The organism is Dysgonomonas gadei ATCC BAA-286 (assembly GCF_000213555.1).
GTDB lineage: Bacteria > Bacteroidota > Bacteroidia > Bacteroidales > Dysgonomonadaceae > Dysgonomonas > Dysgonomonas gadei.
Genome location: NZ_GL891980.1, coordinates 683,797 through 696,622, shown reverse-complemented (window position 1 = coordinate 696,622; position 12,826 = coordinate 683,797). Strand labels below are relative to the sequence as shown.

Sequence of the window (12,826 nt, the reverse complement as noted above, 5' to 3'; positions counted from 1 at the left end):
AACTGAATACATATGTATACAAGCATGAATAATATAAAAAACAAGTTGGCAGGAATAACTAAATTCCTGTTGATGGGAGTCCTCATATTCGTAACCTGCAACATTTGGGCACAAGAAGAACAGGAGTTGAGAGGCCGTATCGTGGATTCCGAAGGCAAACCTATTGCCGGAGCTGTGGTAAATGTGGCGGAGCAGAGCCGCATAGCACTTTCCGATGAAGATGGGTATTTCAGTCTGAAGAATGTAAAACTGGACGACGAGTTGTGTGTTAGCAGTGTCGGTTATAAAAATGCTACCGGTACAGCCGAATTTAGCGGTGCTTTCCAGATCGTGATGGAACCTGATTTAGATGAATATTTACATACTATGCCGGTTCCTTTCGGACGCAAGCCGAAGAAATTTATGACAGAAGCCACCTCGGTAGTGACCGGAGAAGAGTTACAGAAGCACCCTATTTCAGTACTTCAGAATGCTTTTACTTCTACTCTTTCCGGAGTGCAAACCTACGAATGGTCCAGTGAGCCGGGATGGACAGAAACCACTATGTATGTCCGTGGTTTGCGTACGATGAATAAGAATGCCCGCAGTCCGCTGGTAATTGTAGATAATGTGGAACGTGACCTTTCGTTTCTGGATGCATTTCCTATCGAGAATATCACTGTCCTGAAAGATGCGGCAGCGACTGCCATTTACGGTATGCGTGGAGCTAATGGTGTGATTATGGTGACTACCAAACGTGGTGCTGCCGGAAAAACAAAGATCGACTTTACACAGGAAATAGGATTTCAGATGCTGAGCAACAAATTTGAAACTCAGAATTCTTATAATATGGCACTTACCCGCAATCAGGTGAGATATCTCGACGGCCTTGACCCTATGTATACAGATGCTCAGGTAGAGATGTATCGCCGTGTATCATCAGGTGAAAAGCTGACAGGTGTCGACCAGTACAAGTATTTCAATACAAACTGGTTTGAAGAACTGTATCGTGAAACAGCCCCGTTGTATAAGACCAATATGCAGATCAGTGGTGGTAATGCCCGTGCGCGTTACTATGTATCATTCTCTTACCTTCGTCAGGAGGGAATGTGGAATGACAAGTGGACGAATTATAACGAAGGTTACAATACGTCTCATACATTGAACCGTTATAACCTCCGTTCGAATCTGGACATAGATGTGAATAAGTATTTGAACGTATCATTGGATTTAGGGGGACGTATCGATAATATTACGCAACCGACAACAGGTGTATTCAGCCTGGTGACTTTCGGTGCGGTGGAAGCCAATCCGATGGAGCCGGTATATACTCCGGGCGGGCAGATATATTCATCAAATACGGCTAATAATCCGGCACGTTTGCTGGCCTCATCTGGTCAGGAAAAGAATCGCCGTCGCAACCTGTATTCGACAGTGAATGTGACAGGCGACCTGGGAGAATTGGTTCCCGGCCTGAAAGCAAATGCAATGGTGAGTTTCGATGCTTACGATGTGTTTGAATCTACACAGACCAATAGTATCAACTCTTATTACTACGATTATTCAAATCCTTTGGTTACTGACCCGTCAGAGTTTAAATTGTCGCAAATGACCTCTTACTCGGCTTTGTCGGACCCAACGGCTAATGAACGTGGCAACTATTACAATCTCAATTTCAATGCAGGGTTCTCTTACGATAAGACTTTTGGTAAACACAATGTCGGAGCCCGGGCATTCTTCCGTACCTATCAGAATGCAGTGAACCGGATAGAGAGTACCAACTATGCCAATCAGTCTTCCAACCGTTTCATGTCGTACAACGGACAGGCTACTTATGTATACGACAGCAGGTATATTTTCTCAGGTAACCTTTCCCATATGGGTTGTGACAATTTTGCTCCTGACGACCGTTGGGGTACTTTCTGGGGAACATCCATCGGTTGGGTAGCCTCGGAAGAATCATGGCTGAAAAACAAGAATATTAATTTACTCAAACTTCGTGCGTCATATGGTACATCCGGCCAGTCCACTACAGGAGCCAACCGTTATCCATATCAGAGCACTTATGGTTCAGGTACAGGTTATAACTTTGGTACTTCCAGTTCTAGCATCAGTGGTATTTATGAGAGTCTGGCAGGCAGTAATAACAACAAGTGGGAACTTTCAGAAATGCTAAATGTGGGCTTAGACTTCGATTTCTGGAATAAAAAACTCTACGGGTCGTTTGATGCATTCAAAGAGTGGCGTTCGAATATACTGATAGACCGTTCTACTATTCCTAGTATAGTGGGTGTGGCAGTGGCTCAGGACTCTTACGGAAAAGTTGAATCCAAAGGGCTGGAATTATCCCTCGGCCATCGTGGTAATATAGGTAAGGTGAATTACTTTATCGAAGGTATGCTGTCTTACAATACCAATAAAATTACCGAAATGGATGAAACAGAGCCGAATGTGCCTTGGCAGCGAAAAACAGGTGACCGTATCCGTGATTATACTTCAGTTGCCGAACTTTACGAAATACCGTTTAATAACAGTGTCGGAGGCTGGAATATTTACAAATTTGAGGGTTGGGCAAGCGATCCGAACCTGATTGCCTCCAGCCAGCAGGATGCTATAGATAATCCGGAGAAATATCCGTATAATACAGCTTCGAATGGTTCACAACAATTAGGAACTGCCGTATTCAGAGATTTGAACGGTGACCGTCAGATTGACTCTAATGATATGGTTCCCGATACATATACCATCATTCCCGAACTCACTCCATCTATGACTTTCGGGTTTGAATATGCCGGATTCGATGCTCGTGCCATACTCACAGCTTACCTGAATCGTTCAGTGTTCCTGTCTCCTGCTGTCAGCTATTCGGGCTGGAGTAACATGGGTACTCACGAAGTAACTAAGGCTTGGGGATATTATACAGACGATCCTACCGATTCCCGTAACATTAATGCTACTTACCCGCGTCCTACTTATGGAGGCTTCAATGCTATTGACAGCGACCGTAGTACAGGTACATATCAGAATGATATCTGGATCGTGAATGGAGATTATTTATCGTTACGGAATATCGAAGTTGGCTATTCTCTACCTAAGAAGCTTATAGCCAAGGCTAATCTTACCAAATGCCGTATCTATTTTAGCGGATATAACTTATATACCTGGAGCCATTTGCCGAAAGGCCTGGATCCGGAAAAGCCGATGAGCTATTGCTGGTGGTATCCGAAAACCCGTTCGTTCTCATTTGGTATAAACATTGGCTTCTAAGTAAGGTAGAATATTTAAAGCATTGTTTTCAGACATACTATATTATTGCTATTATACATACAAAAGCAATAAAAAGGTCTGAGACCTTAATTCAAGAATAAACAAGGAATATAAAATGAAAAAGATTGCAATATATATAACCACGGCTCTGTTGCTATTAAGTAATCATTCTTGTAGTGATTATCTGAGCAAAGAAGTGGATTTGTCCCTATCGGACGAACAGGTATTCAGTAGCTTTGAGAATACGCGGGGTTTTCTGGCAAATATTTATACTTATTTGCCCGATGCCTTTGCCGGATATAATAATGGACAATTTCTGGCAGCATCACGTGACTGTATGACGGATAATTCTTTGTCTTTCTGGGATGTACATTATTACCACAGTGTGCTTACCGACAGTTACTCGGCAGCAGACCATCCGTTTGCCAAGGATTTCTGGCCGAAGAATTTCAAAGGTATCCGTGCGGCAAACCAGTTTATGAAGAATGCACGCTCGTCAGTGATTGGTAATTCGGAAAAAACAGGAGACGATAATCATCTGTACGATCGCAATATAGCTGAGGCACGTCTGCTTCGCGCTATCTTCCATTTCGACATAGCCTGCTGGTTTGGCGATGTTCCCGTTATCGGCAATGATGAGAATGGAATACCTATCGTATTCGATCCGAGCGACACAGAGGCGATGAACAGGGCACGTACGAACTGTGCGGACGCATTGAAATGGATTGCCGACGAGTGTGACGCCATAAAAAATCAATTGCCGTACCGTTATAGCAATGAGGATGAAAACTGGGGGCGTGTGAATGGGGCCGCCGCGTATGCTTTAAAGTCAAGAGCTTTATTGTACAGGGCATCCGCGCTCCATAATCCGGACAATAAGGCTGAATACTGGCAGGAAGCTGCTACAGCGGCATTGGATTTAATTACAGAAAATGCGAAGCACAGTAACCGCTATAAGTTATATACGACAAGTGATAATAATCCGAATAAAAATTATTATGAATGTTTTGTGACCACTCCGTACTATAATGACGAATACATTCTGACCCGTTCCGTATGGAATACTTATCAGATAGAGCTGTTTCTTGCTCCTTGCGGTTTCAGTGGTACAGCAAGTTCCACAGGACGTACCAATCCGACTCAGAATCTGGTAGATAGTTATGAAACCATCAATGGCCTGCCTATCGATCAGGACCCTGCTTACAACGACCAGAACCCGTATGCGAACCGCGACCCGCGCCTTGAACAGACCATTCTGCACAACGGGTCCGTCTGGGGTGATCCTTTGCAGGAAGAGCAACGTGCTGTAGATGTATCATATCCTGACGGAAAAGACTATCAACAGCTGCATGGCGGTACACTGACCGGATATTATACAAAGAAGTTTCTGAACAATATGTCGTTCAAAAGCCCTTCTACATACAACCATGCCTGTCCTATCTTCCGCTATGCTGAAATCTTGTTGAATGCTGCCGAAGCGATTAATGAGGCTTCTGGTCCCGATCAGGCTTATCAGTATGTAAATCAGGTGCGTGCCCGTGTAGGTATGCCGCCTTATAAAGGTATGACAAAGGAACAGCTTCGTGAGCGTATCCGTAACGAACGCCGCATAGAATTCTGCTTCGAAGACCATCGCTTCTTTGACGAGCGTCGCTGGAAGTTATTCGAAGGTCAGACTGTCAGCAGCGAAAAGAGCCTGCCGCGTTACAAACAAGTGTATAATATTTATGGTGTAACAGTTACTCCTGAACTTTCGACCGTTTACACATACGGAGGAGCTCAGAAGCATCCTACCCGCGCATTCAACAGCCCGAAAAACTATTACTTCCCACTGCCTGATACAGAAGTGAAGAAGGCTCCGAATCTTAGGCAAAATCCGGGCTGGGAATTATCTGTGGCATCTGAATAGAAGGATATGTTGAGGTTAAGAACTTTAAAAATGAAAAATGTATGAAACACTATAAATGGTTTAGCTTATTAGTTATCTGCTCGCTTCTCTTCGGAGCGTGCAGTGACGATGACAAGGATTTTGGGGAACTAGGCGTAATCATTGAAACGCCCGTTGTGTCCGAAATAACCTATTCGTCGGCGCAGTTGCAGGCTACATTGTCTTCTGCAAAAGATGTGATATTGTCGAAACGTGGCTTTTGCTATAGCACTAAAGCCAACCCGGATATTTATGATGCAACGGTTGTTGCTACGGGCAATGAGTCTTTTACAGCTACGCTTACAGGTTTACAGGGCAATACCACCTATTATGTACGCGCCTTTGTAAGCATCTATAACGGGGGAGTAGCTTATTCGTCCGAAATAGAGGTGTCGACCGGCGAAGGGACACTCGATGAACAACTGGCTCAATATAAGGCTCCTGCCTATGCGGATAATTATGCAAGTATCGCCGCCTGGGACAACCGCAGCCAGTGGAATCTGGCCAATGTACACGATCCTTCGGTGGTGTTGGCTAAAGACGGTTATTATTATATGTACCAGACAGACGCTTCATATGGGAATGCGCATGCCGGACATGGACATTTTCATGCCCGCCGTTCCAAAGACCTTGTGTATTGGGAATATCTCGGCGGAACTATGAAAGAACTACCGGAGTGGGTTATTCCTAAACTGAATGAAATCCGTAAAGAGATGGGGCTGGGAGAAACTACCAGTACCGGCGAAAGTGAGTTCGGATATTGGGCGCCTGGTGTACATAAGGTAAATGATAATTTGTACCGCATGTATTACTCGATTATTTGCCCTGGGCTGCTTAATGGCGAGGGTACTTGGGGCGAACGCGCCTTTATAGGTATGATGGAAAACACCGATCCGGCAAATAATGATGGCTGGATAGACAAAGGATATGTAGTCACCAATGCTTCGGATAAAGGTCTTAATTTCAATGTGCAGGCAAACGACTGGGCAAATTGCTACTACAAATGGAATGCTATCGACCCTTCATATATAGTCACTCCTGAGGGAACACACTGGCTTATCTATGGTTCGTGGCACAGTGGTATTGTAGCTATGGAACTGAATGCGGCAGATGGCATGCCGAAACAAAGTTTAGGCGTTCCGTGGGCTGATACCAGTGCCCCTGCCGGATACGGACAATTGATATTTACACGTCAGGCAGGTAATCGATGGCAGGCTAGTGAAGGCCCGGAAATAGTTTACAATCCCGAAACAGGTTATTACTATCTGTTTGTAGCCTATGATGCATTAGGCGTCCCTTATAATACCCGCGTAGCACGGTCGAAGAGCATTACAGGACCATATCTGGGCATCGATGGTACAAATGTAACTGCGGGCGGGGACATGCTTCCTGTGGTTACTCATCCGTATAAGTTTGCGAATAGTAATGGTTGGGTAGGTATCTCACACTGCGCTGTATTCAACGATGGTAATGGCAATTGGTACTATTCTTCGCAGGGGCGTTTACCTGAAAGCGTCGATAATTATATTATGATGGGACATGTCCGCAGCATTCGCTGGACAAAAGACGGGTGGCCACTGGTGATGCCGGAACGTTATGGGGCTGTACCGCAAGTCGCTATTACTGAAGAGGAATTGGTCGGCAACTGGGAACATATCGATTTGTCATATAGTTACGGAAAACAAAAGGAATCGTCTGTAATGACCTTGACGGCAGAACATACCGTATCGGAAGGTACGTGGAAAGATGCTTCATGGAGTTATGATGCCGGGAAGCAAGTACTGACAGTGAATGGTGTGGAATTATATCTGCAACGTGAGGTGGACTGGGAAGCCAATCCCAGAACGCATACTATAGTTTATGCTGCTTATGGTGGTAATTTTAAAACGTACTGGGGTAAAAAGACCAAGTAATTCTCAATCTTATGCAAAAACTGTTTTGCTGCTAATTGGCAGTAGAGCAGTTTTTGGCTTTTAAGCATAGCTGATAGCCAGATTTGTAAGAAATAATATGTTTTATAACATATCTAAATAAGTGTATTCAATAACACTTATTTTCTACCTTGCAAGTGTATTTGGTACACTTATATAGTGTTTCTAGGAGATCTAAATAAATCACTGGTATAAAAATGAAAACAGAGAAGGAGAAAATGGCTGCCGGAGAGCGTTATTGGGCTCATGGAGAAGAAATGATAGGGCATCGGGCAAAGATAAAGCCAATACTTCACAAATTGAACGTGACGGAATATTATACCGATAAATTTCAGGATGTAATAAACGAATTATGTCCTAATTCGGCAAGGGATCTCCACCTTGAGCCTCCTTTCTTTTGCGACTACGGCGAATTTATATATGCTGAAGAAAATGTTTTCATCAATACAGGGGCGGTTATTCTCGATGGCGGAACAGTAAAGATAGGAGCCAATACGTTGATCGCACCGGGAGTACACATATATACAGCAGGCCATCCGCTCGATGTTGAAGACCGCAAGCAATGGGAAGCATGCAAACCTGTGGTTATAGGAAAAGATTGCTGGATAGGAGGTCATTCTACCATTTGTCCCGGTGTGACTATCGGTGACCGTTCTGTTATCGGGGCAGGGGCTGTAGTGACAAAAGATATTCCGGCTGACAGCCTTGCTGTTGGCAACCCTGCAAGAGTAGTGAAAAAGCTAAATCAATCAAAATAAATTAATTACCATGAAAAAATTATTGGGAGGATTTTTATCTCTCTTTATTATCGGATTATTGGCATCATGTTCCCCAAAACAAGATGCTTTAACCAGTCCTGATGGAAAAATAACAGTGGAATTGAATCAGGATTCTGCAAAAGTATTGAAATATACCATAAAGAAAGATGGTGTAACTGCAATCGAACCGTCAGTCCTAGGATTGGTAAGGAGCGATGCAGATTTTTCTTCACTTGAAATTGTAAGTATCGGGGCTAAACGTAGTGTTCAGGAGACTTATGTTACTCCTGCCGAAAAAAGGCTGAACAATAGTTTCAAGGCAAATGAATGGGATGTAAAAGTGAAAAATCCGGAAGGAAAAGAAATGACAATTACTTTCCATATCGGAGACAACGGTGTTGCTTTCCGCTATGCCTTTGATGAAACTTCTACAGACGAAAAGACCATAGAGAAAGAAAATACATCATTCCGCTTTGCGACTACTTCTAAAGCCTGGCTGCATCCGCACGATGATGTGAAAAACTGCTGGGCGCAAACATGTCCGAGCTATGAAGATAATTATATTACAGACATTCCTGTAGGAACAGAAGCTCCTAAAAAAGCAGGTTGGAGTTTTCCGGCTTTATTCAATAACGGAGAAACATGGGTGTTACTTACAGAAGCGGGGTTAGAACCGCCTTATTGCGGCACACGTCTGGCTCAGCATAGTCCTGATGGTGAATATTTTATCGAATTTCCTCAACAGGGAGAAACTGTAAAACCTACCGATCCTGTTACTCCGATATCGAAATTGCCGTTACGTTCTCCATGGCGTGTGATTATGCTGGGAGGATTAAACGATATAGTAGAAAGCTCGATGGTAACAGATGTTTCCGAACCAAGCCGGGTGAAAGACGCAGGTTTTGTAAAACCCGGAATCGTAGCATGGAGCTGGGGTGTGGAAAAAGACCCGTCCGTTAATTACGACCGCCAGAAACAATATATCGACTATGCCGCTAAAATGACGTGGGAATATGTTCTGGTAGATGGACTTTGGGATACTGTGATTGGTTATGAAAAAATACAGGAGCTTATAGATTATGCTAAGACTAAGAATGTCAAACTTCTTCTGTGGTATAATTCCGCGGGAGATTGGAATACAACGTATCAAACCCCGAAGAATGCATTGTTGACAAGAGATGCCCGCAGAGCCGAATTCGAAAAGGTGAGTAAAATGGGTATTGCCGGTCTTAAAGTCGATTTCTGGCCGGGTGACGGGCCTTCGGCCATTCAGTATTATTATGATATGATGCAGGATGCTGCCGATTATAAGTTGATGCTCAACTTCCACGGTACTACTGTACCCCGTGGGTGGAGCCGTACATTTCCTAACCTGATGACACTGGAATCTATTAAAGGCTTCGAGTTTATAACTTTCTCTCAGGAAACTGCCGATCTAGCCCCGCAACATTGTGCTACGGCTGTTTTTGCCCGTAATGTAGTCGGCCCTATGGACTTTACACCTGTATGTTTCGGAGAAATACCGAATATTCAGCGTCGTACATCCAACGGATTCGAAATTGCATTGACCGTTCTTTTCCAATCCGGAATTCAGCATTATGTGGAAATTCCTGAAAGTATGGAAAAACAACCCGACTATGTACAGGAGTATATGAAGAATGTTCCAAGAAGCTGGGATGATGTGAAGTTAATAGATGGCTTCCCTGCCAAATATGCCGTGTTTGCGCGCAAGTCAGGTGATAAATGGTATATAGCCGGAATTAATGCCGAAACAGCAGTGAAAACATTGGTACTGGATTTGTCGAAACTGAATATCTCAAAACAAGGTACAATGATTACTGACGGTGACACTAACCGTATATTCAGCCAAAAACAGGTCTCATTGAATAATGGAAAACTAAGTGTCGAAATTCAACCGAATGGCGGATTTGTAATAGTATTTTAGTAGCCCCCTATTCCCCCGGAGGGGGACTTTAGGATATGAAAAAATAAATGAATTAATAATTTAATAGATATATACTCTCTCTGGTTCCTCCCCTTTGGGGAGGCTAGGAGGGGCTTAATTGTTGAAGTATGAAAAAAATGTATAAAGTTTTAGGCCTGGCCTCATTACTGGCTTTTGGTCAGTCGGCTGTTGCACAGCAGACCTATGAATTTACATTAGATACGAAGAAAGTGGGATCGCCTATTCAGTCTACCATGTACGGACTTTTCTTCGAAGATATAAATTTCGGAGCCGATGGCGGATTGTATGCGGAGTTGGTGAAGAACAGGTCTTTTGATTTTCCGCAGGAGCTTATGGGCTGGTATACTTTCGGAAAAGTAGAAGTAAGGAAAGATAATCCTCCTTTTGATAAAAATCCGAATTATATGGTTCTGTCCAATCCCGGGCATGAACACAAGCATACAGGGATAGAGAACGAAGGTTTCCGTGGAATGGGCTTTAAGAAAGATGCGACTTATCGTTTTTCTGTTTGGGCAAAGAAAGTGAATACAACAGAAGATCAGAAGATACGTGTCGAATTTATCAATCCCAAAGATGAAATAATAGGCAGTCAGGAATTGGTTATAAACTCATCGGACTGGCAAAAACATCAGGTGATACTAACTGCTAAGGAAGCAGAAGAGAAGGGACGCTTACGCATATTCCTTGCATCTAAGGGAGCGATTGCCGTGGACCATGTCTCATTATTTCCTACCGATACATATAAAGGTCGTGAAAACGGTTTGAGAAAAGATCTGGCTCAGGCGCTGACGGACATTACTCCGGGTATATTCCGCTTTCCGGGTGGATGTATCGTTGAGGGAACAGACCTCGATACCCGCTACGACTGGAAAAAGACTATCGGTCCGGTTGAAAACCGTCCGGTGAATGAAAACCGCTGGCATTATACCTTCCCACACCGTTTCTTCCCTGATTATTATCAGAGTTATGGATTAGGCTTCTATGAGTATTTCCTGTTGTCGGAAGATATGGGTGCAGAACCGCTTCCAGTATTAAGCTGCGGGCTGGCATGTCAGTTTCAGAATGAAGACCAACATGCGCATGTGCCTGTAAGCGATTTAGCGCCATACATTCAGGATGCTTTGGACTTGATCGAGTTTGCAAACGGTCCTGTAACTTCCACCTGGGGAAAAGTGCGAGCCGATATGGGACATCCGGAACCTTTCAACCTCAAATTTATAGGTATCGGTAATGAGCAATGGGGGGAAGAATATCCTGAACATCTGGCTCCATTCGTGAAAGAAATTCGTGCGAAATATCCTGATATGAAGATAGTAGGCAGCTCTGGCCCTTCGGCTGACGGAAAGCAATTCGACTATCTGTGGCCCGAAATGAAACGTCTGAAGGTGGATTTGGTGGATGAACATTACTATAAAGAGCCGGATTGGTTCTATAAGAATGCTGCCCGTTACGATAATTATGACCGTAAAGGTCCGGCTGTATTTGCCGGAGAATACGCTTCGCACGACCATTCTACAGGGAAGCAGAACAACTTCCTTTCTGCTCTGTCCGAAGCTGCATTTATGACAGGATTGGAACGTAATGCCGATATTGTACATATGTGTACTTATGCGCCTCTTTTTGCACATGTGGATGCATGGCAATGGTGTCCGGATATGATCTGGTTCGATAATCTGCGGATGATGAAAACTCCGAACTATTATGTGCAGCAACTTTATGCGCAAAATAAAGGAACAAATACGATGACTTTATTGTGGCCTGATAAAAAGGCTGTGACAGGGCAGGAGAGTCTTTACGCTTCTGCTGTTTATGATAAAGGCCAGAACTGTTACATTGTGAAAGTAGCAAATACAGGTACCGAAGCAAAGAATGTAAAAGTAACATTGACCGGAACTAAAAAGAATGCGACATTCACAGTCGGTGATTGTATAGTCATAAAGAATAATAATTTGAAAGTGATAAATACACTCGATACTCCAACGAATATTATTCCTGAAAAAACAACAGCAGTAATGGAAGGAAATATACTGAATATACAGACTCAGAGTCAGTCATTCGGTGTATATAAGATAAAACTGTAAATCAACAATCAGATTATTTTGAAAGAATCCAAATATATTCTCTGCTTTGATGGAAGATAGTATTTGGATTCTTTTTATTTATACTAAATTTGGGATTGAATATTCTTTCGGCAAATTTATCTATATAGAATGACTGATAATTTTTAGCAGGTAGTTCTTTGAAAATTCAGTGAATAGGAAAAGTAACAACTGAAAAAATGCAGAAGAAGTGTTACCTTTTATTTTTAAACACGGAGTAAAGTAGCACGGAGTTTTTAGAAGAAAAAGTGACAATAAAAATTGTGTGAAAAGTTAAGTTTGTCAAGTTTTGTACATAAGTTATCGGCTAACAGCTATCAGCTAATAGCTAAAAATGTGTTACCTTTATTACCTTTTTGAAAAAAGTTACAAGTAGACGAGATACAAGATACGAGTTGTTAACTGATAACTGTTGAATGAAAAACCTGTTACCTTTACATACGCTTCGCTCCTGTGACCGTTGGTTGTTACTTTTTAACTATTTATGGTTAACGAACGTAAAATCGGCAAGATAAAAACGATGAAAAACTGTCAGATGTGTCAGGTTTTAACTATATATGGTTAATGAATGTGAATATGACGATGAGCTGGAATTTGTGTCTTTGTGTGATAATACTGTTTACTGTAAAGTCACTTATGCGATAGCCAACGCTAACGGCTAAAAGCTGAAACATGTGTTACTTTTGTTACTTTTTCTATTTGAATTAATTATAATAATCATAAACAATATACCCAATGACCACAACAAAATTATTAAACAAAGCAGCGGACAATATCCGCATCTTATCGGCCTCCATGGTCGAGAAAGCCAAATCGGGCCATCCCGGAGGCGCCATGGGCGGCGCTGATTTCATCAATGTGCTCTTCACCGAGTTTCTGGTCTATGACCCGAAGAACCC

General features: G+C 42.9%; 7 protein-coding genes. All 7 read left to right on the top strand.

From position 1 onward, the window contains the following. Window positions 1-24 precede the first annotated feature (24 nt). Window positions 25-3,246 (top strand): SusC/RagA family TonB-linked outer membrane protein, encoded by a 3,222-nt coding sequence (locus HMPREF9455_RS06820; RefSeq protein WP_245532167.1) that lies wholly within the window; start codon window positions 25-27, stop codon window positions 3,244-3,246. Between the two features lie 115 nt (window positions 3,247-3,361). Continuing rightward, on the top strand, window positions 3,362-5,155 hold the full coding sequence (locus HMPREF9455_RS06815) for a RagB/SusD family nutrient uptake outer membrane protein (RefSeq protein ID WP_006798898.1): 1,794 nt from the start codon (window positions 3,362-3,364) through the stop codon (window positions 5,153-5,155). A gap of 41 nt (window positions 5,156-5,196) precedes the next feature. Beyond that, entirely contained in the window at window positions 5,197-7,086 is a 1,890-nt protein-coding gene (locus tag HMPREF9455_RS06810; RefSeq protein WP_006798897.1) for an arabinan endo-1,5-alpha-L-arabinosidase, read from the top strand. A 215-nt stretch (window positions 7,087-7,301) separates the two neighbouring features. Next, entirely contained in the window at window positions 7,302-7,862 is a 561-nt protein-coding gene (locus tag HMPREF9455_RS06805) for a sugar O-acetyltransferase (RefSeq protein WP_006798896.1), read from the top strand. Window positions 7,863-7,872: 10 nt separating this feature from the next. Next, complete coding sequence (locus tag HMPREF9455_RS06800; protein ID WP_006798895.1) at window positions 7,873-9,807, top strand: glycoside hydrolase family 97 protein; 1,935 nt, start codon at window positions 7,873-7,875, stop codon at window positions 9,805-9,807. 137 nt (window positions 9,808-9,944) lie between these two features. Next, window positions 9,945-11,909 (top strand): alpha-L-arabinofuranosidase C-terminal domain-containing protein, encoded by a 1,965-nt coding sequence (locus HMPREF9455_RS06795; RefSeq protein WP_044215633.1) that lies wholly within the window; start codon window positions 9,945-9,947, stop codon window positions 11,907-11,909. Window positions 11,910-12,662: 753 nt separating this feature from the next. Beyond that, window positions 12,663-12,826, top strand: a 164-nt coding sequence (locus HMPREF9455_RS20985; RefSeq protein ID WP_006798892.1) for a hypothetical protein, incomplete at its 3' end; no start/stop codon positions are given.